Raw genomic sequence first — 23,036 nt, 5'->3', positions numbered from 1 at the left:
GATCGGAGCGGTGGCGTGCGACCGAGCGCACTGGGCGGGTACGACGACTGGCCGAACTTCGTCCGGACGACGCCGGGACTGACCGGGGACGACCTGACCAGCAGGGTCGCCGGGCTCCTCGGCGTACCGGAGCCGGGCGGGCCGCCGGTCGTGCGGACCATCATCGAATGGAACGCCGACGGTGTCCACGGATCCGAGCTGGAGTGGAGCAATCCCTTCGGTCCACCGACGCGCGCGTGGCTGGTGCGCCCGGCCGACGGCCCGCCAGGTCCGGGACTGCTGGGCCTGCATTGCCACGCCGGTGTGAAGTCGATCGGCGCCGAGCGTCTCGTCGCTACCCCAAGCCCTAGCGCGCGGGCGCTCCGGCAACGTGCGGCCCACTACGGCGATCGCGCGGTCGCGAACGAGTTCGCCCGGGCCGGCTTCACCGTGCTCTGCCACGACACGTTCGCCTGGGGATCCCGCCGCTTCGACTTCGACCCGATGCCGTGGCGGCTGCGCGAGGTGATGAAGGACGTCCCGGTCGACGAGGACTGGTACGACGTCGCCGCCGGGCACCACGAACACACGATCGCGAAGGCGGCCGGCCTGCTCGGAACGTCGTTCGCCGGGATGGTCGCGTACGACGATCTCGTCGCGCTGAGCGTGTTGCGTACCCAGGCCGGCGTCGACCGGGTCGGCGTCTTCGGCTTCTCCGGCGGCGGTGGCCGGGCCGCCGTCCTGACCGCGCTCGATCCGGGCATCGCGGCCTCCGCGGTGGTCTGCATGATGTACACCTTCGACTCCCTCGTTCCGGCGTACCTTGACGCGCACTCGTGGCTCGCCACCACACCCGGCCTGGCCCGCCACCTCGACCACCCGGCGTTGACCGCCGGCCGCGCCGCGCACCACCAGCTCGTCGTCTACGCCGAGGACGACGAACTCTTCAGCCCTCAAGGCATGCACGACGCCCACCACCAGCTAACCGGCCTGTTCGACTCCACCGCCGGCACCTACCAAGGCACCTTCCTCCCCGGCCCGCATCGCTTCGATGGCGAGATGCAGGAGATCGTCCAGCAGTTGTTCAGTTCGGCCTTGCATACCTAGGAAAACGGGCCTCGAAGGTGGAGCCGGTGGTGATGCGGATGGTGCCGTGGTGGCGGGTGACGATGCCGGCGGCGATGGGCAGGCCGAGGCCGGTGCCGCCGGTGGTGCGGGAGCGGGCGGTGTCGAGGCGGACGAAGCGGTCGAACACGCGGAGCCGGTCGGCCGGCGGGATGCCGGGGCCGTCGTCGGAGACCGTGAGTACGACGGTACTGCCGGACTCTGTCAGGGCGAAGGTGATCGCGGTGCGGGCGTGCCGGGCGGCGTTGTCGGCGAGGTTGTGGATCATCCGGGCCAACGCGGCCTCGTCGCCGCGGACCTGACCGGCCGACACCCCCGCGGTGTCGACCGTCAGATTCGTTGCTGAGCGCAACTGCTTGGCTTCGGCGAAGAGCAGGTCGTCGAGGTCGACCGGCGTACCCGGCGGGTCGGACTGCTTCTCGTCGGAACGTGCCAGCACCAGGAGGTCGTCGACCAGGTGTTCCATCCGCGCGCCCTCGGCAAGGACCGTGGCGGCCAGCTCGTCGACGCTCGTACGATCCGGATGCGCCCGCGCCACCTCGGCATGCTGGCGGATCGCGGCGATCGGCGAGCGGAGCTCGTGCGAGGCATCGGAGACGAACCGCCGTTGGGATTCCTGTGACCGCTGCAGGCGATCGAGCATCCGATTCACCGTCCTGGCGAGCCGGCCGATCTCGTCCCGGCGGGTGGCGGGAACCCGGCGGTACAGCTCGGACGCGGTGATCTCGTCGGCCTCCCGCCGGATCGCGGTCACCGGCGCCAGGACCCGCCCGGTCACCACCCAGGTCACCCCGCCGACGATCAGCATCATCAGGGGTACGCCGATCACGAGCACCCGCTGCACGAACCGGGTCGAGTCCAGCACGTCCACCAGCGGCCGGCCCACGATCACCTCACCACCTGACGGCAACTCCGCGGCCGCGAAGGCGAAATCCTCGCCGTGCCCCGGCGGCTCGACCGAGACACAGCCGGTCCCTGGGGATGCCAGCCTCGGGCCGGCACCGACCACCTGACCACGCCGATCGATCACCTGGACGATCTCGATTCCGTCAGAGGTCGCCGTACCGAAGTTCGCCGCCACCTGCGCGGCCCGATCGTGCGTGTCCTGGCAGACCTGGTCGGTGAGCACCGCACCGAGCAGGGCGACCAGCACCAGCGCGCCGCCGACGAGAGCAAGCCCGACCACCAGCACCGCCGCCGCCGTCACCCGGATGCGCACGGCTCACCCTCGATCAATCGGTACCCGGCACCACGAATTGTGGCGATACACCCGGCGCCCAGCTTGAGCCGGAGGCGACGGATGTAGACCTCGACGATGTTCGGATCACCCTCGAAGTCGTAGTCCCAGACGTGCTCCAGGATGGTCCGCTTCGACACCACCTGGTCACGCCGCCGGATCAGGAACTCCAGTAACGACAGCTCCCGTGCCGTCAGCACCAACTCGGTCTGACCGAGCCACGCTCTCCGGGCCGCGGGATCCATCCGCAGGTCGCCGGCCTCCAGGACGGACGGTCGCTCCGCGGCACCTCGTCGTACCAGGGCTCGCAGCCGGGCGATCAGGACGGCGTACGAGAACGGCTTGGTCAGGTAGTCGTCGGCGCCGGTGTCGAGCGCGCGGACCTGGTCGGTGTCGGCATCCCTTGCCGTGAGCATCAGAATCGGGGTCCACACCCGTTCGGCCCGCAGCGTCGCGCAGATCTCGAGCCCGTCGATCTCCGGCAGCATCAGATCCAGCAGGACGACGTCGTACCCGTGTTCGCGGGCGAACCACAGCCCGTCCGTCCCGGTCAGCGCGACGTCGACGGCGTACCCCTCCGCCTCCAGGCCGTTGCGCAGGCCCGTGGCCAGCCGCGGCTCGTCCTCCACCACCAGCGCCCGCATCACCCACCTCCAGGCGATCTTTTCTCATTGTGGCTGAATCCCCGCTGAATGCACCGTTCAGCCAGGATTCAGCAGCGCGGACCTACCGTCGGCCCATGGCGACCATCGAGGCGATCGGCCTGAGCAAGCGGTACGGCGCGCGCACCGCCCTCGAGGGACTCACGTTCGCGGCGGACGCGGGCGAGGTGATCGGGCTGCTCGGACCGAACGGCGCCGGGAAGACCACCACGATCCGCCTGCTCACGACGATCCTCGAGCCGACCGGCGGGACGTTCGCCGTGGCCGGCATTCCTGGCGATCGACCGGACAAGATCAGGGAACGCATCGGTGTGCTGCCGGAGAGCGCGGGCTATCCCGGACGGCAGACGGGTGCCGAGTACCTCCGATACGCGGCCCGCTTGTTCGGCCAGAGCCGGCGGGACGCGGCCACGGTGGCCGATCGGTTGCTCACCGAAGTCGGTCTCGGCGACGGGCGGATCTCGACGTACAGCCGGGGAATGAAGCAACGGCTCGGGATCGCGCGGGCGCTCGTCAACGATCCGGCGGTCGTGTTCCTGGACGAGCCGACACTCGGTCTGGACCCGGCCGGCCAGCGCGAGATCCTCGCCACGATCGCCGATCTCGCCGAACAGCGCGGTGCGACGGTCGTGTTGTCGACCCACACGCTGACCGAGGTCGAGCAGGTCTGCGGCAGTGTGCTCATCCTCGATCACGGCAGGCTCCGGGCGGCCGGGCCGCTCGCCGACATCGTCGCGGGATCCGGCAGCCTGAGCGCCGCGTTCCTCGACCTGACCGAATCATGACCAGGTGGACTGTGGTCGCCGAGCAGGAAAGCCGGGACCTCTGGATCGGTGGCCGCGGACCGGTGCTGGTGTTCGGGTTCAGTGTCCTGCTCAGTGCGATGACCTTTCTGGCCGCGACCAACCGGGCGATGAACTTCCTCGAGCAACGCGAGGCGGTCAATCTCACGGTCCAGGTGGGGCTGGCTGTCGGCGTACTGCTCACGGTCGTGGTCAGCGCGGACGCGATCAGCGGCGAACGCGAACGCGGCACCTTCGAAGGGCTCCTGCTCACTCCGGTGTCCCGGCGAGCGATCGTCGTCGGCAAACTCGCCGCCGCCTCGACCATGTGGCTGGCCTGCCTGATCGTCACACTGCCCTATCTGTGGGTGCTCGGCGGCGCCGGCCAGGCCGCGCTGCTCGCCCTCATCGTCGGCACCTTCGTGGCAATCGGCCTCGGCGGTCTCGGCCTGCTCTTCAGTGCCTGGACGAACTCCAACAAGACCAGCCTGGCCTGCGGATTGCTGCTCCTCCTCGTCCTGTTCGCGCCGACCCAGTTGCCAGCCCTGCCGAAGACCGGCTTCGGCCAGATCCTGACCCGGATCAACCCGATCGGGTCGGCCCTGCACTACATCTCCCAGATCGTCGTGAACCGCCGCGGCTGGACCCGCGACCTCGACTACTTGGCCTCACCGGTCGTGGTCGCCCTGGTCGTCGTCGCCGTCCTGATCGTGGCCGGTCCGCGACTCGTCCGGCTGAATGCGGGGTCGCGATGAACCTGCTCAGCCTGATCGCCACGGTCCTGCTCGCCGACCCGACGATCACCATGAACCACGACCAGCTGACTGCGCAGATCGGCCAGACCCTCACGGTCGAGTCAGTCGTCAGCTCATCCGGCCCGGCGATCGCCCATCTCAACGTGGTCAGCCTCGACGGCGTGTACGTCGACCTGGAGGACTGGACCCAGGACGTCACCCAACCGGTCCCGGCCGGCCCGGAAACCCAGCTGGACTGGGAGTTCCAGGCAGTCAACCCCGGCCACTTCGCGGTGTACGTCGTCCTGATCCCCCGCTCCGGCCCCCTCGTCGCCGGCCCACCGGTCCGGATCACGGTCACACCCCGCCAGACCCTCGACACCGGGGCCGCCCTCCCGGTCGCAATCGCCGTCCCGTCCCTCCTGGCCATCGGCGCCCTCATAGCCCGACGCCAACCCCGAACCGGCACCCGCCGCGGTGATGGCGTACCGAAGAACGGGTAGTGGTCGGCCCAGCCGCCGGCCGGCAACCTTGTCCCCGCCTGAACGCGCCCGCGCAGGCCGACCACCTCCCGTCCTTCGGTACACCCTGCGAGGATGGAGCAACCGACAACTCTTCGGAGGAACTCTTGAGCAAGCTCTCGTTTCCGCGGCCCGACAGTGTTGCCCCAGGCAACGGTTACAGCCATGTGGTGACCGGGCCGGGGCAGTGGGTGGCGATTGCCGGGCAGGTGGCGCTGGACGCGGACGGGAAGTTCGTCGGCGTCGGTGATCCCGAGGCCCAGGCGCGGCAGGTGTTCGCGAATCTGGACGCGTGCCTGACGGCGGCCGGTGCGACCTTCGCCGACGTGGTGAAGCTGAACTTCTACGTCACCGACATCGCCTACCTGCCGGCCATCCGTGCGGCGCGCGACGAGTACGTCGACACCGCCAACCCACCCGCCAGCACCGCCGTCCAGGTCGTCGCCCTCTTCAGCCCCGACGCCCTCCTGGAAGTCGAGGCCTACGCGGTGATCTAGCGGAGGAGATCGACTGCGACGCGGGCGGCTTCGCCGATGGCTGCGTCGACGCGGGGCTGGCGGAGGTCGCCGCGGGCGGCCAGGGTGAAGATCGCCACCGCGAAGGCGGCGCCGTCCGGGAGGGTGACGACCCCGACCTCGTGGCGGAGAGCCCCGAAGGTGCCGGTCTTCCCGGCGACGCGTACGGCGTCGTGCGGGAAGCCGGACGCCAGCCGGTGCAGGAACACCTGCCGACGCATCGTCGACTGCACGAACGCGGTCTGCTCGGGTGACAGCAACTCCCCCGTCCACAACCGTCGCAGCAACAAGGTCATGTCCCGCGCACTGCACGCCGACGCGTTCGCCGCCTCGTAGACCCCGATCGGATCGGTCCGGTCGTTGTCCGCGAGTACGGCGAGAGCCGCGTCCGGACTGTCCACCCCGGTCTGGCGCTGCAGGTGACGCAGTTGGCCGGCGGTCCCCCGCCGCACCCAGGTCCGTTGCAGGCCGAAGGATTTCAGCAACTCGGCCAGCCTCGGCAACCCGACCACGTCGAGCAGTGCGTCCGCCGAGGCGTTGTCGGACACCGTCATCATCGACACGGCCAGGTCCCGCAACGACAACGTCACCGGATCGGCGAACAACGACAACCCGGTCGGCCCGGCCGTCCGCGTCGACGGATCCAGCGTCAGCCGCTCGCGTGGATCGACCTCACCCAGATCCACCAGCCGGCAGAAGCCAGCCAGCAACGGCAACTTGTAGACCGAAGCCATCGGTACGACGTCATCCGCGTCCACCTCGACCGTCGAGTCCGGCTCGTCGAGCGCGACCGCGTGCAACCAGCCGCGGACGCCCGCGTCCTCGAAGACCCCGCGGATCCGGGCGTTCACGAGGTCACCAGCGCGTCCGTGAGCTGCGACATCACGTCCGCCGGCCGGAGGAACGGCGTACGCGTCCGAGACCACACCAGCCGGAGCCGCACCGGCAGCGGATCGTCGGCCAGCCGATGCCGCCCGACGCCCGGAGCCGACAACGCCGGATCGGCCGTCACCACGATCACCTGTCCGGCGGCCGCCATCGCCAACCCGGCCCGCTCGTCCGTGACCACGGCCGTTCCGCCATCCGGTCGGTGCAACGCCAGCGTGTCCAGGAACAGATCCCTGGCCGCCGGCGCCTCGGCTCGGGGCCGGACAGCGACCGGCAGCCGACCCAACCGCCGCAACGCGACGTCCGAACCATCGTCCGGAATCACCGAGGTCGGTACGAGCGCCCACGTCGGCAACAACGTCACCGGGCCGGCCTCGAGCCCGTCCAGCACCGTCGGATGCAGTACGGCGGCCAGCGTCAGCCGGCCCGTACCCACCTGGCCGACGAGCGAACTGGTCGGCGCGGACACCACAGTCACCCGGCTGCCCGGGATCACCGCACCACAGGCCGCCGCCACCGCGGCACCGGCCGACGGCGGGACCTCCGGGGCCAGCCCGAGCCGGATCTCCGGGCCTTCCGGGTCGCGCGCGACCGCGGCCTGGTGCAGCTCCTCCATCGAGGTCAGCGCGCGCCGCGCGTACGGGAGCAACGCGGCGCCGGCCGAGGTCAGCTCGACCCGGCCCTGCCCGCGTTCGAACAGCTTCGCGCCGACCAGCGCCTCCAGCCGGCGCAGCCCCTGCGACAGCGGCGGCTGGGTGATGCCGACCACCCGGGCCGCGTCGCCGAAGTGCTGCTCCTCCGCCAGCGCAATGAAGATCTGCAGGTGGCGCTCAGTCAGCATGACCCGGCTGACCTGCGGTGATATCTCCAGCCAATCGATGCATGCGTAAGAGCATATTCGACACCGTCTGACGGCCTCGCCTTGACTGTGGGCTTCGGTACGGCGAGAGGAGACACGGTGAAGATGAGCCGCAGAGGGATGTTGACGGGCGCGGCCGCGGTCGGGGCGGCCGGCGTGATCGGCGTGGCGACCCGCGGCGAGGCCGCCACCGCGGAGACGCACGCAACGGAGACCCCAGCACAACGGACTCCGGTGGAAATCACGTGGTTCGGGACCCACGCGTGGCAGCTCCGGTCGGGTAAGAGCGTCGTCCTGACCGACCCCTGGCTCACCCGCTTCAAGACCGGCACGTTCACGCCCGAGGGGGCGGACCCCCAGACCAAGCTGGTGATCAAGCCCGACGTGATCGATCGCCACCTGAGCACGGCCGACGCGATCCTCGTCCACCACGGGCACTACGACCACCTGGCCGACGTACCGTACGTCGCGCAGAAGACGCAGGCGACCGTCTTCGGCACCCAGACGCACGTCAACCTGCTCCGGGCGATGCGGACGCCCGCGGAACTCCTGTCACCCGTGCGCGGCGGTGAGTACCTGCAGTTCGACGGCTTCACCGTCGAGGTCTTCCCGTCGCTCCACTCCTGCAGCGGCAAGCGGCACACCTACGCGTACCCGGGCTACCGGCTCGACTCCATCCCGCCCCGCCCACGCGTGATCGAGGACCTGGTCGAGGGCGGCACGCTCGCCTACGTGATCACGATCGGCGGCCTGCGCATCCTCAGCCTGAGTACGGCGAACTTCGACCCGAACGCACTGCGCGGAGTCCAGGTGGATGTCGTCCTCGCGGCACCGGGCGGCGAACCGGGTATCACCGATCGCCTGCTGCAGACGATCAAGCCGGTCAAGAAGGTCATCGCGACGCACTGGGACGACTTCGACCAGCCGCTCGACCAGCCGGGCATCCCCTGGACCGACCTCGCCCCGCTCCGCGGCTCCGTGGAGAAGACCGGCGCGGAATTCGTGGTCCTCGATCACCTGGAGAAGATCACGCTTTGACCCGGTAGTGGTACTGCGAGACGGTCCGGAAGCCCAGGCGGTCGTACAGGGCCCGGGCCGGCTCGTTGTCCTCGAGAACCGACAGCCAGACCCAGCGCATCCCGCTGATCATTGCCTCCTGCAACAAAGCCCGGATGACGGCGAGGGCGAGGCCCTGCCGGCGGAAGCGCTCGTCGACAGCGAGGCAGTACAGACCGGCAGTGTCGTCGACCAGGGCGAGCCGGCCGATCGCCTTCACGCCAGGGACGAGGGCATACAGGGCCTGGCCGCCGTCGAGGATCTGGCGGGCGGCCGCCTGCTCGACGGGACCACCACCGTGGCCGTCGCCGTTCCACCAGAAGTCCATCCAGGCGTCGGAGGGCGCCGAGGAAATATTCACCTCGGTCGTCGACGAGGGCAGCTTGGCGAGCACCTCGGAGATCTCGGCGGCCTGCACCAGCGTCGGCGTCCGGACCTCATAGCCACGCGCCTCGAGGTGAGCGTCCAGGTCGGTCGGCTGGGCCGCCGGGCTGATCTGGAAGCACGGCGTGATGCTGTGCGCCAGATACAGGCTTTCCACGTAATCCAAGGCCTTTGTGAGATCGAACGGCGCGCTCGCCGGAAGCACCGAGTTCGCTCGCAGGGTGACGCCGGCGTTGCGTCGCACCAGCCAGCCGTCCAGTTCGGCGCTGTGGGCGGCGGGCCAGCCTTGATTCATCAGATGGTTGATCCGGGCAGCGGTCATCACTCACCCAAGGCTAGAACTCCTCGGATTGAATTGCAATGGAATGGATAGTTATTCATCCACGCCGGAGCGCCGCGATCGTGTCCGCCAGCAGGTCGATGCCCTCGACAACTTCCTTCGGGGTGAGCGAGCCGTATCCGAAGACGAGCCCGGCCGGCCCCGGCGCCGACACCCAGTACGGCGCCAGCCCGTAGACCCCGAGCCCGCGGTCGCGCGCGGCCGCCTCGAGCGGTTCCTCGGCCAGATCCGGCGGCAGGTACGCCATCACATGCAGCCCGGCCGACACCCCGACCGGCTCGAACTCCGGCAACCGCGCCGCCAGCCGCTCGACCAGCGTGTCCCGCAGCAACCGGTACCGCGGCCGCATCCGGCGCAGGTGCCGGTCGAACTCACCCCGGGCCACGAAGTCCGCGAAGGCCAGCTGGTCGAACACCGGAGACCCACGATCGTCCATCAGCTTCGCGTGCGACATCGGCTCGACCAACCGGGCCGGCAGGATCAGCCACCCCAGTCGCAACCCCGGTGCGAGTGTCTTGCTCGCCGTACCCGCGTAGGCCACGCGATCCGGCGCCAGTCCCTGCATCGCGCCGATCGGCTCCCGGTCGTACCGGTACTCCGCGTCGTAGTCGTCCTCGAAGATCAGCCGATCGCCCCGCGCTGCCCACGCCACCAGGGCGGCTCGCGTCTCCGCCGACGCCACCGCCCCGGTCGGGAACTGATGCGCCGCCGTCACCAGTACGACGTCAGCCCCGGACCGCTCCAGCGCGTCGACGTCGACCCCCGAGTCGAGCACGGGTACGCCGACCGTCTCGAGGCCGGCCCGTGCCGCGACGTCACGCAGGTCGTTGTCGGACGGGTCCTCGACCGCGAGCCGTCGATAACCTTGCTCGGCAAGGACCTGTAGGAGCAACCGCGATCCCTGGGCGAACCCGTTGCAGATCAGCATGTGCTCCGGGCGGGCCGCCGTACCGCGGACCCGGTTCAGGTAGTCGGCCAGCGCCGTCCGGAGCTCGATCGTGCCGCGCCCGTCGAGGTAAGCGAGGCTGCGGTACGGCGTCTCGTTCAGGACCCGGCGGATCGATCGGAGCCAGGCCGCGCGCGGGAACTGGGAGACGTCCGGCCGGCTGTAGCGGAAGTCGATCCGCGGCGGACCGGCCACGGGAGAACGAGCGGCCGCGGCCTCGACCACGGCGATATCGGCGACCTGGGTATAGCCGCCGCCCTGGCTGACCAGATACCCCTCCGCGACCAGCTGCTGATACGCCTCGACCACGACGCCGCGGGACAGCCCGAGGTCGTGCGCGAGCGCCCGGGTCGACGGCATCACCGTGTCCGCGCGCAGCAGACCGGCCCGGATGCGCGTCCGGATCCCGCTCTCCAGCTGCTGGTGCAGCGGTACGCCGGTGTCCCGCCGGAGCTCCACCAGCAACTCGCCGGCTCCGGAACTGGTCCTGATTCGGCTCACGCAACTGGACCTTATCGGAGTACCGCTTCGCTGTCAGGGTTGAACGCACCAGCCCGATCGAGGAGAGAGACCGATGACCACACTGCTGCACCCCGGCGACCACGGGTACGACGAGGCCCGGACCGTTTGGAACGCGATGATCGACCGCCGCCCGGCCGTGATCGCCCGGTGCGAGAGCACCGAGGACGTGGTCGCCGCCGTCCGGTTCGCCCGCGAGACCGGCCTGGAGATCGCGGTCCGCTGCGGCGGGCACAACATCGCCGGTCTCGCCGTCCCCGAGGGTGGACTGATGATCGACCTGACGCCGATGAACGCGGTCCGGGTCGATCCCGAGCGGCAGCTGGCCTGGATCCAGGGCGGTGCGCTGCTGGGTGAGCTGGACAAGGCGGCCCAGGAGTACGGTCTGGCGACAACTGCCGGCAACGTCTCGCACACCGGCGTCGGCGGACTCACGCTCGGCGGCGGGATGGGCTGGCTGGCCCGGCGGTTCGGTCTGGCCTGCGACAACGTGGCGTCGTACGAGGTGGTCACGGCGGACGGTTCGGTCGTCCGGGCGAGTGCCGACGAGAACCCCAAGTTGTTCTGGGGGTTGCGTGGTGGCGGCGGGAACTTCGGGATCGTCACGGCGTTCGAGTTCCGGCTGCACCAGGTGGGGACGCGGGCGCTGGTGGCCGAGTTCACCTATCCGGCGTCGGCGGGGTTCGACGTACTGCGGGGATGGCGTGAACTGAACGCACGGGCCCCGCGGGAGGCGACGTTCACCGCGAGCATCACGCCGGACTCGATCACCGTCGGGTACGTGTGGGTCGGCGAGGGCGGCTACTCCTTGCTGCCGGCGTTCCGGGCGCTGGGTCCGGTCAGCGACGAGTCCGTCGACGAGACGTCGTACCTGGAACTGCAGATGCGGGACGACAGCGTCCAGGGCCACCGGTACCGCCGCTACTGGAAGGGCCACTACTTCAAGGCGCTGTCGGACGACGCGATCCGCGCGCTCCTCCGCACGCCCGGCGTATCCGCGAGCCTGCAGGCGTACGGCGGCGCGATCGCCGACGTGCCCGACGACGACGCGGCCTTCAGCCACCGGGACACGCTGTTCGAGTTCGTCACCGCGACCCGCTGGGAGGACCCGGCCGAGGACGAGACCCGGATCGCCCAACTGCGCGAGTACGCCGCGACGCTGGCGCCGTACGCGAACGGGGCCTATGTGAACACGCTCAACGGCGACCCGATCCACCGCGCGTTCCCGCCGGCCAAGCTGGCCCGGCTGGTCGCGCTGAAGACGGCGTACGACCCGGACAACGTCTTCCACCTCAACCAGAACATCCGTCCCGGCGAGGCGAGTGCGGAGACCGCCGCCTGACTGGTAGTTGTGGACGGTGGACTTCGAGGCGGTGTTCGCCGACGTCGCCCGCGTGATCGAGGGCGCCGGCGTTTTCATCATGGCCATCGGGCTCGCCGTCGTCCTGATCCGCTACGTGTACGACGTCGTCGCCCGCAAGGGCGCGGGCAGCTACCAGGAGCTCCGGGTCAACCTCGGCCGGGTCATCCTGCTCGGCCTGGAGATCCTGATCGTCGGCGACATCATCCGGACGATCATCGTCGAGACCTCCCTCGAGAGCGTCCTGGTGCTCGGCCTGATCGTGGTGATCCGGACCGTGCTGAGCTTCGCCCTCGAGGTGGAGATCTCCGGCGCGTGGCCCTGGCAGCAGCGCGCGCCGAAATAGGCGTGACAGGCGCGGCATGATGGAGGGGTGACCAGTCAGGACCTTCCCCAGCCCGCGGCCCCGGCCGAACTGACGCCGGAGTTGGCGGCGACGATCGAGGCGGCGTTCGCCCGGCGGGACCGGGACAACATGCAGCCGACGATCGACTTCTTCGAGAAGCTGCTCGCCGAACACCCGGACAACCCGTACGTGCTCTACGAGGTCGGCGGCTCGTACGACACCGACGGCCAGGAGGAGAAGGCGGTCGCGTACTACGAGCGCGCCCTGCCCCACCTGACCGGCGAGACACGGCGCAAGTGCCTCCTGCAGTACGGGAGCACGCTGCGGAACCTCGACCGGTTCGACGAGTCGCTGTACATCTTCAAGCAGGCGTGCGCCGAGTTCCCGGAGTCGGACTCGCTGCGGGTGTTCAAGTCGCTCACCCTGCACGCGGCCGGCGAGAAGGACAAGGCGCTCGCCACCTTGCTGCTCGTCATCGCCGACCGGGTGGAGAGCGCGGAGATCAAGCGCTACGAGGCAGCGATCCGCGGCAACGCCGAGTACCTCGCCGGCCTCTGACAGAGCTCCTTGCCGACCAGCGATTCAGCACGCGCACGCGACACCGCGGGGCGCGGTGAGCGGGTCGGGTAGCCGGCGGTCGATCCCGTCGGCCGTCTCCACCGGCAGTCCTTCGCGAGCCCAGTACTCGAAGCCGCCGATCATCTCCTTGACCGGATACCCCAGCTTGGCGAACTCCAGCGCGGCCTTCGTCGCGCCGTTGCACCCGGGACCCCAGTCACCACCGTGACGCCGTCAGGTACGACGGACGCCGCGCGGGCCGCGATCTCCCGGGTCGGCAGGTGGATCGCGCCCGGTACGTGCCCCTGGTCCCAGCTCTCCTGGCTGCGGCTGTCGACCAGCACCCACCCGGTCACGCCGGCACCGATGTCGGCGGCCACGTCCGACACATCCGCCTCGAAGGACAACCGCCCGGCGAAGTGCGCGACGGCAGCCTCCGCCGCGGCGGCGGATGTCTGCAGGATGGCCGAGGTCTGAACGGTCATGCGGGGCTCCTTCGTGATCGGGAGCCACCAGCGTCAGCCATCCCTGGCACACCGCGACAGTGGCAGGAATGCCCTAGTGCAACAAGATTCAGCCACGCCGATCGCTGATCTTGGCCCGGGCCCGGGCGACCTTGATCGCGGTCTTCAGCGTCTCGACGTCGTACGCGCCGTAGTGCCGCTGGCCGTTGACGAAGAACGTCGGCGTCCCGGACACCCCACTGGTGTCGGCGGACTCCACGTCCTGCGCGACCCGCGCCGCCGCCACATGCCGCTTCACCTCGTCGTGGAGTTTGGCCGTGTCCAGGCCGAGTTGGTCGGCGTACCGCATCAGGTCGGCCGGCTGGAGGTTCTCCTGGTTCGAGAGCAGGACGTCGTGCATCTCCCAGAACGCCCCCTGGGCCGCGGCGGCCTCGGACACCTCCGCCGCGATCTGCGCCCGCGGATGGACGTCACTGAGGGGCAGATGCCGCCAGACGTAGCGCAGGTCGTCGTCCTGCAGCAGGTCACGGACGACAGGCTCGGCCAATCCGCAGTACGGGCACTCGAAGTCGCCGTACTCGACCAGGGTCACCGACGCGTTCTCCGGGCCGCGGATGTGGTCGCGCTCGGGATCGACCGGGTCGGTCAGGTCCAGCAGCTGCTCCGCATCGCCGAGCAGCGCCAGCGCCTTCTTCGGCGGTGACAGCAGCTTGGCCGCCCGGAACACCAGCCAGGTAAGGGCGGAAGCAACCACGACCGCCGACAGGAGGCCCAGCTTCGCCTCCGCCAGCTGTGGACCCTCGAAGGCGATCGTTGCTATCAGCAAAGAAACCGTGAAGCCGATGCCGGCGATGGTGCCGCTGCCGGCCACCGCGGCCCAGCCGACCTGCGGCCGGAACCGGCCCCGGGTGGCGCGGTCGAGCAGCCAGGACACCGACGTCACCGCGACCGGCTTGCCGACCACGTAACCGACCAGGATGCCGAGGGTGATCGGTGCCATGTACGCGCGGCCGAGGAAATCCGCATCGATCGTGACGCCGGCGTTGGCCAGGCCGAACAGCGGGACGATCAGGTAGCTCGTCCACGGGTGGTAGAGGTACTGCAGCCGTTCGTTCGGCGAGATCGTCGCGGTCAGCCCGACCGTCGCGGAACGCGCCAGCTCGGGCGTCGGCTGCTCGCGGAACAACCGGAACAGACCGGTTGCCTGCTCCAGCTCCTCACGCCCCGGTGAGTACGCCGAAGCCGTCAGCCCGATCGCGAGTCCGGCAACCACCGGGTCGACGCCGCTGGTCAGCAACGCGGACCACATCAGCACACCGAGGACGACGTACATCCAGGCCTTGCGGACGTGGAAGAACGCGAGGACCAGGACGATGCCGAAGGCCACGACGGCCAGCACGAGCGGCATCAGCTCGATGTCCTCGCTGTAGACGACCGCGATCACGACGAGCGCGAGCAGGTCGTCGACCACGAACACGGTCAGCAGGAACACGCGGACCCGATCGGGGACGCCCCGGCCGACCAGCGCGAGCAGGCCGAGCGCCAGCGCGGTGTCGGTCGACATCGCGACACCCCAGCCGTGCGCGCCCTCGCCCCCGGCGTTGAAGGCCAGGTAGATCAGCACCGGCGCGATCATCCCGGCGACCCCGGCCAGCAGCGGCAGCACGAACCGGCTGCGGTCGCGCAGGTCGCCGAGGTCGAACTCCCGGCGGGCTTCCAGGCCCACCACCAGGAAGAACAGTGTCATCAGGCCGCTGTTGATCCACTCCCGCAGGTCCAGGCTGAGGACGTCGTGACCGAGCCCGATCGACAGCTCGGTCCGCCAGAACTCGTCGTACATCCCGGGTGCGAGGTTGGCCCACAGCAGGGCGACCACGATCGCCGCGGCGAGGACGCCGGAGCTGCCCGCCTCGGTCCGCAGGAAGGCCCGCAACGGTGCCGCGAACTCCCGCCGCCAGAGGGTCCGGCCGCTCAGCAGCGCCGAGAAGTCCGTCATGGGATCACTCTAACGTTCTGGGTTTGATGACCCAGAAAATTCGCTGGCCGATTCAGCTAACGTTTCCGGGCCCCTGGGCTGCATGATGTCCTCTGAGGATCACTCCAGCCACGGGGTGCCCGATGGCTTGAGCACGACTGGAGTGCCCTGTGTCCGAGCAAGACCTGGTCGCGACGTCCGCGGACGCGTTCGCGAGGCTGGCGATCGAGCTGCACGATGCGCCGGGGGTGGAAGAGACGATCGACGCGGTCGTCCAGTTCGCGCTCCAGGCGCTGAGCTGCACCTATGCCGGCGTCGCCCTGTACACCCGTGGTTCGCACCCGGAGATCGCCGCGGTCACCGACCCCGTCGTCGCCGACGTCTACGACCTGCAACTCAGCAGCGACAACGGTCCGCTGGTCACCGCCATGCGTGAGCGCTCGACGGTCCTGATCCGCGACACCAGCACCGACGACCGCTGGCCCGCGTGGGCCGCGAAGGTCGCCGCCCTCGGCGTCCGCAGCGTTCTCGACGTCCCGCTCACCACCGGCAACGGCACCCACCAGACCGTCGGCGTCCTCGGCCTCTACAGCGCGGAGGCCGACGCCTTCACACCCGACGACGAGGCCATCGCCCACATCCTCGCCCGGCACGCGTCGGTCGCGGTCGCGTCCGCCCGGCACGAAGAGACCATGGCCCAGGCCGTCGACGCCCGCAAGCTGGTGGGTCAGGCGATGGGCATCCTGATGGAACGCTTCGACGTCGACGGCGACCGCGCGTTCGCGATCCTCAAGCGCTACTCCCAGGACACCAACACCAAGCTCAGGGACGTCGCCCAGCAACTCATCGACACCCGCAAGCTTCCCCACTAGGCCAGACACGGCCTAAGCGGGTACGCCGGTGGCGCGGCGGATGACGGTGTCGAAGGCGCGGGCCGGGAGCAGGTGGCGGAGCGCGATCAGCGGCTTGGCGGCGAACCCGGCCGCGTAGCGGGTCCGGGGCCGGCGCGCGGTCACGGCTTTGGCGATGGTGTCCGCGATGACCTCGGGTGGGGAGCTGCGGCGGTCGCTGGACTCCGAGTCCATCGAGCGGGCCATCGCCTCGGCCTGGGCGGCGTACGGGCCGGAGCCGGACGTCTTGCGGAGATTGGCGGCCGCGATACCACCCCACTCGGTCCGGATGCCGCCGGGCTCGATCAGGACCACCTCGACGCCGAAAGGCTTGGTCTCCAGGCGAAGACAGTCGCTGAGCGCCTCGAGGGCGAACTTGGTGCCGTGGTACCAGCCACCGAGCGGCGTGTAGATCTTGCCGCCCATCGAGCTGATGTTGACGATCGTCCCGCTCCGCTGCGCCCGCATCCCCGGCAGCACCAACTGGATCAGCCGCGCCGCACCGAACACGTTGACCTCGAACTGGTACCGCGCCTCGGACAACGGCACGTCCTCGACCGCGCCGTACGACCCGTAGCCGGCGTTGTTCACCAGTACGTCGATCCGCCCGGTCTCGTCGAGGATCCGCTGGACGCCGGCGCGCAGCGAGTCCTCGTCGGTGACGTCCAGCTCGACCAGCCGGATGCCCTCGTCGGCGAGCTCCTTCATCCGGTCGAGCCGGCGGGCCGCGCCGTACACCGTGTAGCCGAGCGCGTGGAGTTTGCGGGCGGTGGCCGCCCCGATGCCGGAGGAGGCACCGGTGACGAGCGCGGTCTTGGTCATGGTCAGCACTTCCTGAAGGTAAGATGAACTCCGGTTCACGATTATCATGAACCAAGGTTCACAATATTTCAAGGAGACCTATGCCCCCGCGTGCCGATGCGGTCCGGAACCGGACGAAGATCCTGGACGCCGCCCGCGACCAGATCACCCGGCACGGGCCGGACGCCGGGATGGACGAGATCGCCGCCGCGGCCGGGGTCGCCGTCGGCACCCTCTACCGGCACTTCCCGAACAAGACCGACCTGGTCAGCGCGGTCATCTCGGAGTACCTGGGCCACGTCGCCGACGACATCGAGGCCGCCGCCGAGCGGGTCCGCGGCGGCGCCCACGCGATGGACCAGATCACCGAACTGCTCGGCCGGGTCCTGGAAGCATCCGCCACGGACCACGCCGTGAAGGCAGCGGCCCGGGCCCTCGGCGCCGATCCGGGCGACCAGGCCGAGGAGGATCGGGCCGGCGCCGCGCTCGGCGGGCTGATCGAGATCGCCAAGGCCGACGGCGATCTGCACCCGGACATCACCGTCGACGACTTTTACCTGTTGATCTCGTCCGCGCCGACCGACCAACCGGCCGATGTGCGTGCGCGCTGGCTCACGCTGGTGCTGCCGGGCCTCCGCGCCCGGACCCGAATCTGACACCGTTGTCCAAGGAGCATCCATCGAAATCGGGTGCATACTTCGAGGAGAATTGGGTAACGCGCCAGCACGTTGTTCACGATTTCGAGGGGTGTGGACATCTACACGCCGTTGGGTTGAGCTTGACGCCGGGATTTGTGCGGCCAGTACCGCGGACCGGGTCACGTCCCGGCGTCCAACTCATGCAGGCACGGTTACGCTGGCGGAATGGGTGAGTGGCGGCCGCTCTCGGGACCTTCGCGGCAGGTTGCGTTGGAGATCCTCCGGGACGGTCCGTTGTCGCGCGCGGAGTTGTCCCGTCGCGTCGGACTGTCGCCGGGCAGCCTGACCCGGTTGACCAAACCGATGGTCGAGTCCGGACTGCTGGTCGAGGTGACCGGTGGACCCACGGACGCCCGCGTCGGCCGGCCGTCGCAGCCGCTCGATCTCGACCCGGCCTCCCACCACTTCGTCGGCATCAAGCTCACCGGTGACACGGCGATCGGCGTACTGACGACGCTGCGTGCCGAGGTGATCGCGAGCGTCGAGCGCCCGCTGACGGATCCGACGCCGTCCGTGGTGGCCGAACTGGTCCTCGAAGTCACCGACGAGCTGGCCGTCCAGGTGCCGGGAAGCGTCCCGATCACCGGGCTCGGCGTGTCCCTCGGCGGCCGCGTCGCGAACCAGTCCGAGGTTCGCTGGGGGCCGTACCTCAACTGGGTCGACGTACCGTTCGGCGAGATCATGGCCGCCCACACCAGCGTGCCGATCGTGATCGCGAACGACCTCACCTCGCTGACCGAGGCGACCCACTGGTTCGGCGCCGGCCGGAACTCGGACCGCTTCGTCCTGATCACCATCGGCGCCGGAGTCGGGTACGGACTCGTCGTCCACGACCGGACCGTCGACAGCCCGGACGTCACCATCGGCCTGATCGGCCACCACCCGCTGCTCCCCGACGGCCCGCGGTGCGACCGCGGCCACCACGGCTGCGCGCTCAGCCTGCTGACCGTGGGCGCCATCACCGAGCAGGTGAGTACGGCGCTGGGCCGGGCGGTCGACTACGACGACGCGCTCGAGCTCGCGGCCAAGGGTGATCCCGCGGCGCGCGCGGTGATCGACCGGGCCGGCCGCGCGCTGGGCAAGCTGATCGCGGCGGCCGCGAACTTCACCATGCCCGACCTCGTCGTCCTCGGCGGCGAAGGCGTCCGGCTCGCCGAGGTCGCGCACGACGAACTGCTCGCCGCCCTCCACGCGGACCGTCATCCGTCCGCCGCCGAACTGCCGATGGTGCTGCAGCCCGCCGACTTCAGCGAGTGGGCCCGTGGCGCCGCGGTGGTCGCGATCCAGACCTTCGTGCTCGGAACGGAGTAACTGACTATTCGGCGATAAACAGTTACACTCGACGCCATGGACCTGGTGAGGCGATGGCTCGAGGGCTGGCGGCTGTGCCGCGGGCTGGAACCACTGATCGAGTACGACGACGCGCTGGCCGCCGTGCTGCGGTTGCCCGGACGCGAGCGGGAGTTGTTCGCCCTCGCGGACGATCCGGCGACCATGGACCGGCTGGCGGCACAGGTCACCGGGGACACCTGGCTGACCGTGACCACCCAGCAAGGCGACGACATCGCCCGGCGGCTCGCGGCCGCGGGCGTGCGACCGTTCGACGAGCAGAAGACCCTGATGTCGATCGAGCTGCGTGAACACCCGCACCCGGCGACGGACTACGAGTTCTCGCTCAGCACCGAGGGACCCTTGCACTACGTGCGTTTGCATGCCGCGGACGGCACCGAGGCGGCGCGAGGCATGCTGGCGATCGTCGGCACCGATGCGGTGATGCACGACATCCACACCGATCCGGCGCACCGGCGGCGCGGGCTGGGCAGTGTGGTGATGGGCACGCTGGGCCGCCGTGCGCTGGAGTGTGGCGCGAACACCGGGCTGCTGATGGCGACCACCGACGGGTTCCACCTGTACCGGAAGCTCGGCTGGTTGCCTGAGGCAACTATGGTGACAGGGTCAGGAGACGCGCGCCCGGTGGGCGGCGACCTTGGTGCGGTTCTGGCAGGCCGTTGAGCAGAACCGCTGCGTGCGGCTCCGGGTCGAGTCCAGGAACAGGTCGTCGCAACGGGTCGCCTCGCAGCGCCTGAGCCGTTCGACGTCGTCATTGCCGAGCAGCATCGCGACGGCGGTCGCGAACTCGGCCAGCCAGCCGGTCGCGCCGGGTCCACCGAAATGCAGGTGCCACGGGGCCCCGTCACGGCGCACGAGCTGCGGCGCGGCCTTGGTGTCCGTGAGCAGCTCGTTCACGAGGCCGACGGCCCCGTCGACGTCGGGCAGCCGGCTCAGGGCGGCGTACAGCATCCTGCCGCCGGCGGCATAGTCCGCGACGTCGACGGCCTCGACGCGGTTGGTCGTCAGTCGCAGCACGGCGCGGACGACGTCCGCATCGGGGGGAACCGCCGGCCGGCCCTGGCGCGTTGTGGATCCGAAAGCGTTCGCCAGCGCGATCGCCGCGAGCAGCGACGCCTTCAGGTGATCCGTGGCCTCCACTCATCCATTATGGCGAGTCCCGGGGAGGAAGCGGTCATTCCTCTGGAGGAGGCAGTCAGACCAGGGCATGCCGCTGCGTGCTACCACGGTCGTACGCCGGGGCGGGACAACATCCGTCCGCGAACCGATGAACCCGATGGTTGCCAGAAACAACAATAACGGGCATGAACCTGGTTCAGTCCCGCCACCGCCCGGCAGCACGCGGGATCGCCGGACTATCCGAAGCGATCGTCGACCTGTCCGCCGTCCGGGACAATGTCCGCACCTTCCGGCGGCTGGTCCCGCAGAACGTCCTGGCCGTGGTCAAGGCCGACGCGTTCGGCCACGGCGCGGTACCGGTGGCCCGGGCCGCCGTCGAGGCGGGCGCGACCTGGCTCGGTGTCGCCCGTGCCGACGAGGCGCTGCAGCTGCGCGCGGCCGGCCTGACCGTTCCGATCCTCACCTGGCTGTACGACGCGGCCGAACTGATGCTGCTCGGCGATGTCGACGTGGACGTGAGCGTCTCGACCGTCGCCGAGCTCCAGCGCGTCGTCGCCATCCCTTCGGTGCATCACGTGCACCTCAAGCTGGACACCGGACTCCACCGGGCGGGCAGTGCGCCCGGCCAGTGGATCGAGCTCACCCGGGCGGCGGCGCACTACGAGGCGCTCGGCGCCGTCGCGGTCCGCGGGATCTGGTCGCACCTCTCGCACGGCGACTCCCCCGGGGCCGTGCAGAGCCGGAGGCAGCTCCAGCTCCTGCGGACCGGGGTGAGTCTCGCCCGCCGCGCCGGGCTGCGGCCGAGCGTCGTCCACCTGGCGAACTCGGCCGGCGCGATCACCCTGGACGCACCCGACTGCGACCTGGTCCGGATCGGCGCCGGCCTGTACGGGATCGACGAGACCGGCATCGGTCTGCGGCCGGCGATGCGGCTGCTGAGCAAGCTGGCCCAGGTACGCCGGATCCGCGCCGGCGAAGGGGTTTCGTACGGGCACGACTTCGTCGCGGACCGGGACACCACGATCGGGCTCGTCCCGCTCGGGTACGCCGACGGGATCCCGCGCACCGCCGTACGCCGAGCCAGTGTGCTGTGCCGGGGCGTCCGGATGCCCGTGATCGGGCGGATCGCGATGGACCAGTTCGTCGTCGACGCCGGTGATCTCGCGGTCGAACCCGGTGAGCCGGTCACCGTCTTCGGCGACGGCGGCCAGGGCGAGCCGACGGCCGCGGACTGGGCCGGGTGGGCCGGCACCATCCCGCACGACATCTACTGCGGCATCGGATCCCGGGTGCCCCGACGCTACGAGGAGGGCAACCGATGAAGGTCGCGATCGTGATGGGCGGCGCGAATCCGGAGCACCGGGTCTCGCTGGCCAGCGGCAAGGGCATCGTGAAGGCGGTCGAGGTTCTCGGCCACACCGCGATCCCCCTGGTGATCGATGCCGACGGCAACTGGTCGGACGGTCAGCACGAGGCGATCGAGATCCTGCAGGCGTGCGACGTCACGATCCCGGCGCTGCATGGCGAGGGCGGCGAGGACGGCGTACTGCAGGGTTTCTTCGAACAGCTCAAGGTTCCGTACGTCGGGAGCGGGGTGGCGGCCAGCGCGGTCGGGCTGGACAAGCACCTGACCAAGGCGGTCCTCAAGGCCCACGGCATCGCGGTCACCCCCGGCGTGACCCTGCGCGGTCCGGACCTGACCGACACCGAGGCCGCGATGCAGAAGCTGAAGGCGGCCGGGATCGAGTTCCCGGTGTTCGTCAAACCCGGCAACGGCGGCTCCAGCTTCGGCGTGGCCCGGGCGACCGACCTCCGGACGCTGTCGGCCGCGATCGCGGATGCCGCCGCACTGGATCCGCACGTGCTGGTCGAGCGGGAGATGGCCGGCCGGGAGGTCGACCTGGCCGTGCTGGAGTTCCCGGACGGGCGGGTCGACACAGCGCCGGCGCTGGAGATCCACAGTGATCCGGAGCAGCCGTTCTTCAACGCGACCGCCAAGTACGACAGCAGTGCCACGCGGTTCGTCGTACCCGCGCCGCTGGAACCGGCGCTGGCCGAGCGGTTGCGGCGTACGGCGATCGACGTCTTCGAGGTGCTCGGGTGCAAAGGGCTGGCCCGGGTGGACTTCTTCGTCCCGGCGGACGGGGAGCCGGTGGTCAACGAGATCAACACGTTCCCCGGGTTCACGCCGGCGTCGCAGTTCCCGCGGATGTGGGCGGCCGCCGGGATGTCGTACGCCGAGGTCGTCGACGCACTGATCCGGACGGCGGTCGCCCAGCAATGACCGTTCTCCTGAGCGACGAGCGGATCACGCGGATCCCGGCGATCGAGAGCGGTGAGCCGCTGGTCGACCTGTTCACCCGCGGCATCGCGACGACCGACCGGCAGTTCGCCCGGGAGAGCGTCGCGGACCGACTGGCGGTGGCGGACACCTTCCTGCCGGCGGGGATCCGGCTGCACGTGGTGGAAGGGTTGCGACCGATCGAGAGCCAGCAGGAGATCTACGACGGTTATCGCGCCGAGTTGGAGCGTCTGCATCCGGGCATCTCCGACCACGACGTCCACGTGCTCGCGAGCCGGTTCGTCTCCCCGGTCGAGGTCGCGCCGCACGTGGCCGGCGCCGCGGTCGACCTCACACTGGTCGGGGCACACGGTCCGCTCGACCTGGGTACGCCGATCGACGCGACACCCGAGCAGAGCAACGGCGCGTGCTTCTTCGCGGCGGCCAACATCAGCCGCGAGGCACGGACGAACCGCTCACTGCTGGCCGACGTACTGACCGCGGCCGGCCTGGTGAACTACCCGACCGAGTGGTGGCACTGGTCCTACGGCGACCGCTACTGGGCCTACCTCGAACACCACCCAGCCGCCCGCTACGGCCCGGCGGCGAGCCTTTCACCGGCTTCATAGGAGGTGGCTATCGCGTCA

The 23,036-nt window shown here is 69.9% G+C and carries 26 protein-coding genes; 16 read left to right on the top strand and 10 right to left on the bottom strand.

Annotated elements, in window-relative coordinates; all coding sequences use genetic code 11:
* The first annotated feature begins 15 nt into the window (after positions 1-15).
* Positions 16-1,086, top strand: a complete 1,071-nt coding sequence (locus ACZ6O0_RS10980; RefSeq protein ID WP_465764658.1) for a hypothetical protein — start codon at positions 16-18, stop codon at positions 1,084-1,086.
* Here ACZ6O0_RS10980 and ACZ6O0_RS10975 read toward each other — a convergent pair.
* Complete coding sequence (locus tag ACZ6O0_RS10975) at positions 1,064-2,323, bottom strand: sensor histidine kinase (protein ID WP_465764657.1); 1,260 nt, start codon at positions 2,321-2,323, stop codon at positions 1,064-1,066. The genes ACZ6O0_RS10980 and ACZ6O0_RS10975 overlap by 23 nt on opposite strands.
* Positions 2,308-2,985, bottom strand: a complete 678-nt coding sequence (locus ACZ6O0_RS10970; protein ID WP_465764656.1) for a response regulator transcription factor — start codon at positions 2,983-2,985, stop codon at positions 2,308-2,310. The genes ACZ6O0_RS10975 and ACZ6O0_RS10970 overlap by 16 nt, the downstream gene beginning before the upstream one ends.
* 95 nt (positions 2,986-3,080) lie before the next feature.
* Here ACZ6O0_RS10970 and ACZ6O0_RS10965 point away from each other — a divergent pair, with 95 nt between their 5' ends.
* The 4 genes from ACZ6O0_RS10965 (at position 3,081) to ACZ6O0_RS10950 (ending at position 5,537) form a co-directional block, all read left to right on the top strand.
* Positions 3,081-3,788 carry an ABC transporter ATP-binding protein gene (locus tag ACZ6O0_RS10965; RefSeq protein WP_465764655.1) on the top strand — a complete coding sequence of 236 codons (708 nt, stop codon included), beginning with the start codon at positions 3,081-3,083 and terminating at the stop codon, positions 3,786-3,788.
* Positions 3,785-4,540: an ABC transporter permease gene (locus tag ACZ6O0_RS10960; RefSeq protein ID WP_465764654.1), complete on the top strand. Its 756-nt coding sequence runs from the start codon at positions 3,785-3,787 to the stop codon at positions 4,538-4,540. The genes ACZ6O0_RS10965 and ACZ6O0_RS10960 overlap by 4 nt, the downstream gene beginning before the upstream one ends.
* Positions 4,537-5,022 (top strand): hypothetical protein, encoded by a 486-nt coding sequence (locus tag ACZ6O0_RS10955; protein WP_465764653.1) that lies wholly within the window; start codon positions 4,537-4,539, stop codon positions 5,020-5,022. The genes ACZ6O0_RS10960 and ACZ6O0_RS10955 overlap by 4 nt, the downstream gene beginning before the upstream one ends.
* A gap of 125 nt (positions 5,023-5,147) precedes the next feature.
* Positions 5,148-5,537: a RidA family protein gene (locus ACZ6O0_RS10950; RefSeq protein WP_465764652.1), complete on the top strand. Its 390-nt coding sequence runs from the start codon at positions 5,148-5,150 to the stop codon at positions 5,535-5,537.
* Here the strand turns inward: ACZ6O0_RS10950 and ACZ6O0_RS10945 are convergent.
* Together ACZ6O0_RS10945 and ACZ6O0_RS10940 are read right to left on the bottom strand one after the other, a co-directional pair.
* A complete protein-coding gene (locus ACZ6O0_RS10945; protein WP_465764651.1) occupies positions 5,534-6,406 on the bottom strand; it encodes a serine hydrolase in 873 nt (290 codons plus the stop codon). The two genes, ACZ6O0_RS10950 and ACZ6O0_RS10945, sit on opposite strands and share 4 nt — an antisense overlap.
* Positions 6,403-7,284, bottom strand: coding sequence for a LysR family transcriptional regulator (locus ACZ6O0_RS10940; RefSeq protein WP_465764650.1), 882 nt, complete (start codon positions 7,282-7,284; stop codon positions 6,403-6,405). The genes ACZ6O0_RS10945 and ACZ6O0_RS10940 overlap by 4 nt, the downstream gene beginning before the upstream one ends.
* A gap of 123 nt (positions 7,285-7,407) precedes the next feature.
* Here ACZ6O0_RS10940 and ACZ6O0_RS10935 point away from each other — a divergent pair, with 123 nt between their 5' ends.
* Positions 7,408-8,340, top strand: a complete 933-nt coding sequence (locus ACZ6O0_RS10935; protein ID WP_465764649.1) for an MBL fold metallo-hydrolase — start codon at positions 7,408-7,410, stop codon at positions 8,338-8,340.
* Here ACZ6O0_RS10935 and ACZ6O0_RS10930 read toward each other — a convergent pair.
* Both ACZ6O0_RS10930 and pdxR read right to left on the bottom strand, forming a co-directional pair.
* Positions 8,330-9,064, bottom strand: a complete 735-nt coding sequence (locus ACZ6O0_RS10930; RefSeq protein ID WP_465765590.1) for a GNAT family N-acetyltransferase — start codon at positions 9,062-9,064, stop codon at positions 8,330-8,332. The genes ACZ6O0_RS10935 and ACZ6O0_RS10930 overlap by 11 nt on opposite strands.
* Positions 9,065-9,119: 55 nt before the next feature.
* Positions 9,120-10,529, bottom strand: coding sequence for a MocR-like pyridoxine biosynthesis transcription factor PdxR (gene pdxR, locus ACZ6O0_RS10925; protein WP_465764648.1), 1,410 nt, complete (start codon positions 10,527-10,529; stop codon positions 9,120-9,122).
* A gap of 73 nt (positions 10,530-10,602) precedes the next feature.
* Here pdxR and ACZ6O0_RS10920 point away from each other — a divergent pair, with 73 nt between their 5' ends.
* The 3 genes from ACZ6O0_RS10920 to ACZ6O0_RS10910 are packed head-to-tail and all read left to right on the top strand — an operon-like array spanning position 10,603 to position 12,811.
* Positions 10,603-11,889 (top strand): FAD-binding oxidoreductase, encoded by a 1,287-nt coding sequence (locus tag ACZ6O0_RS10920; protein WP_465764647.1) that lies wholly within the window; start codon positions 10,603-10,605, stop codon positions 11,887-11,889.
* 16 nt (positions 11,890-11,905) lie between these two features.
* Positions 11,906-12,253, top strand: a complete 348-nt coding sequence (locus ACZ6O0_RS10915) for a DUF1622 domain-containing protein (RefSeq protein ID WP_465764646.1) — start codon at positions 11,906-11,908, stop codon at positions 12,251-12,253.
* Positions 12,254-12,280: 27 nt separating this feature from the next.
* Positions 12,281-12,811: a tetratricopeptide repeat protein gene (locus ACZ6O0_RS10910; RefSeq protein WP_465764645.1), complete on the top strand. Its 531-nt coding sequence runs from the start codon at positions 12,281-12,283 to the stop codon at positions 12,809-12,811.
* A gap of 140 nt (positions 12,812-12,951) precedes the next feature.
* On the opposite strand, the gene ACZ6O0_RS10905 is transcribed toward ACZ6O0_RS10910, so the two are convergent.
* Both ACZ6O0_RS10905 and nhaA read right to left on the bottom strand, forming a co-directional pair.
* Positions 12,952-13,296: a rhodanese-like domain-containing protein gene (locus tag ACZ6O0_RS10905; protein ID WP_465764644.1), complete on the bottom strand. Its 345-nt coding sequence runs from the start codon at positions 13,294-13,296 to the stop codon at positions 12,952-12,954.
* Between the two features lie 88 nt (positions 13,297-13,384).
* The gene (gene nhaA / locus ACZ6O0_RS10900; protein WP_465764643.1) at positions 13,385-15,271 is read right to left on the bottom strand and encodes a Na+/H+ antiporter NhaA; all 1,887 of its coding nucleotides are present in this window, start codon (positions 15,269-15,271) and stop codon (positions 13,385-13,387) included.
* Between the two features lie 149 nt (positions 15,272-15,420).
* On the opposite strand from nhaA, the gene ACZ6O0_RS10895 reads away from it, so the two are divergent.
* Complete coding sequence (locus ACZ6O0_RS10895) at positions 15,421-16,122, top strand: GAF and ANTAR domain-containing protein (protein ID WP_465764642.1); 702 nt, start codon at positions 15,421-15,423, stop codon at positions 16,120-16,122.
* A gap of 12 nt (positions 16,123-16,134) precedes the next feature.
* Here ACZ6O0_RS10895 and ACZ6O0_RS10890 read toward each other — a convergent pair whose 3' ends face one another.
* Positions 16,135-16,962 carry an oxidoreductase gene (locus ACZ6O0_RS10890; protein ID WP_465765589.1) on the bottom strand — a complete coding sequence of 276 codons (828 nt, stop codon included), beginning with the start codon at positions 16,960-16,962 and terminating at the stop codon, positions 16,135-16,137.
* Positions 16,963-17,042: 80 nt separating this feature from the next.
* Here ACZ6O0_RS10890 and ACZ6O0_RS10885 point away from each other — a divergent pair, with 80 nt between their 5' ends.
* From ACZ6O0_RS10885 to ACZ6O0_RS10875, 3 genes are all read left to right on the top strand, one after another.
* Positions 17,043-17,597 (top strand): TetR family transcriptional regulator, encoded by a 555-nt coding sequence (locus ACZ6O0_RS10885; RefSeq protein ID WP_465764641.1) that lies wholly within the window; start codon positions 17,043-17,045, stop codon positions 17,595-17,597.
* Between the two features lie 207 nt (positions 17,598-17,804).
* Entirely contained in the window at positions 17,805-18,950 is a 1,146-nt protein-coding gene (locus ACZ6O0_RS10880) for an ROK family transcriptional regulator (protein ID WP_465764640.1), read from the top strand.
* 36 nt (positions 18,951-18,986) lie between these two features.
* Positions 18,987-19,652: a GNAT family N-acetyltransferase gene (locus ACZ6O0_RS10875; RefSeq protein ID WP_465764639.1), complete on the top strand. Its 666-nt coding sequence runs from the start codon at positions 18,987-18,989 to the stop codon at positions 19,650-19,652.
* Here the strand turns inward: ACZ6O0_RS10875 and ACZ6O0_RS10870 are convergent.
* The gene (locus tag ACZ6O0_RS10870; protein ID WP_465764638.1) at positions 19,596-20,129 is read right to left on the bottom strand and encodes a CGNR zinc finger domain-containing protein; all 534 of its coding nucleotides are present in this window, start codon (positions 20,127-20,129) and stop codon (positions 19,596-19,598) included. The genes ACZ6O0_RS10875 and ACZ6O0_RS10870 overlap by 57 nt on opposite strands.
* A 164-nt stretch (positions 20,130-20,293) precedes the next feature.
* On the opposite strand from ACZ6O0_RS10870, the gene alr reads away from it, so the two are divergent.
* From alr to ACZ6O0_RS10855, 3 genes are read left to right on the top strand one after another with little or no spacing between them, the layout of a single operon-like run.
* On the top strand, positions 20,294-21,430 hold the full coding sequence (gene alr, locus ACZ6O0_RS10865; RefSeq protein ID WP_465764637.1) for an alanine racemase: 1,137 nt from the start codon (positions 20,294-20,296) through the stop codon (positions 21,428-21,430).
* Positions 21,427-22,392, top strand: a complete 966-nt coding sequence (locus tag ACZ6O0_RS10860; RefSeq protein WP_465764636.1) for a D-alanine--D-alanine ligase family protein — start codon at positions 21,427-21,429, stop codon at positions 22,390-22,392. The genes alr and ACZ6O0_RS10860 overlap by 4 nt, the downstream gene beginning before the upstream one ends.
* Complete coding sequence (locus ACZ6O0_RS10855) at positions 22,389-23,018, top strand: M15 family metallopeptidase (RefSeq protein WP_465764635.1); 630 nt, start codon at positions 22,389-22,391, stop codon at positions 23,016-23,018. Before ACZ6O0_RS10860 ends, ACZ6O0_RS10855 begins: the two co-directional genes overlap by 4 nt.
* Positions 23,019-23,036: the final 18 nt, after the last annotated feature.

It is taken from the genome of Kribbella sp. NPDC048837 (assembly GCF_055586945.1).
Note: the sequence above shows the minus strand (reverse complement) of the source record. Positions and strands in the feature narration are given on the sequence as shown.

Bases quoted from the DNA above. Each gene is read 5' to 3' on its own strand.
- ACZ6O0_RS10970 (WP_465764656.1), bottom strand. From the start codon at position 2,985: ATGCGGGCGCTGGTGGTGGAGGACGAGCCGCGGCTGGCCACGGGCCTG.
- ACZ6O0_RS10965 (WP_465764655.1), top strand. From the start codon at position 3,081: ATGGCGACCATCGAGGCGATCGGCCTGAGCAAGCGGTACGGCGCGCGC.
- ACZ6O0_RS10960 (WP_465764654.1), top strand. From the start codon at position 3,785: ATGACCAGGTGGACTGTGGTCGCCGAGCAGGAAAGCCGGGACCTCTGG.
- ACZ6O0_RS10955 (WP_465764653.1), top strand. From the start codon at position 4,537: ATGAACCTGCTCAGCCTGATCGCCACGGTCCTGCTCGCCGACCCGACG.
- ACZ6O0_RS10940 (WP_465764650.1), bottom strand. From the start codon at position 7,284: ATGCTGACTGAGCGCCACCTGCAGATCTTCATTGCGCTGGCGGAGGAG.
- ACZ6O0_RS10935 (WP_465764649.1), top strand. From the start codon at position 7,408: ATGAGCCGCAGAGGGATGTTGACGGGCGCGGCCGCGGTCGGGGCGGCC.
- ACZ6O0_RS10930 (WP_465765590.1), bottom strand. From the start codon at position 9,064: ATGACCGCTGCCCGGATCAACCATCTGATGAATCAAGGCTGGCCCGCC.
- ACZ6O0_RS10920 (WP_465764647.1), top strand. From the start codon at position 10,603: ATGACCACACTGCTGCACCCCGGCGACCACGGGTACGACGAGGCCCGG.
- ACZ6O0_RS10905 (WP_465764644.1), bottom strand. From the start codon at position 13,296: ATGACCGTTCAGACCTCGGCCATCCTGCAGACATCCGCCGCCGCGGCG.
- nhaA (WP_465764643.1), bottom strand. From the start codon at position 15,271: ATGACGGACTTCTCGGCGCTGCTGAGCGGCCGGACCCTCTGGCGGCGG.
- ACZ6O0_RS10890 (WP_465765589.1), bottom strand. From the start codon at position 16,962: ATGACCAAGACCGCGCTCGTCACCGGTGCCTCCTCCGGCATCGGGGCG.
- ACZ6O0_RS10885 (WP_465764641.1), top strand. From the start codon at position 17,043: ATGCCCCCGCGTGCCGATGCGGTCCGGAACCGGACGAAGATCCTGGAC.
- ACZ6O0_RS10880 (WP_465764640.1), top strand. From the start codon at position 17,805: ATGGGTGAGTGGCGGCCGCTCTCGGGACCTTCGCGGCAGGTTGCGTTG.
- ACZ6O0_RS10875 (WP_465764639.1), top strand. From the start codon at position 18,987: ATGGACCTGGTGAGGCGATGGCTCGAGGGCTGGCGGCTGTGCCGCGGG.
- alr (WP_465764637.1), top strand. From the start codon at position 20,294: ATGAACCTGGTTCAGTCCCGCCACCGCCCGGCAGCACGCGGGATCGCC.
- ACZ6O0_RS10860 (WP_465764636.1), top strand. From the start codon at position 21,427: ATGAAGGTCGCGATCGTGATGGGCGGCGCGAATCCGGAGCACCGGGTC.
- ACZ6O0_RS10855 (WP_465764635.1), top strand. From the start codon at position 22,389: ATGACCGTTCTCCTGAGCGACGAGCGGATCACGCGGATCCCGGCGATC.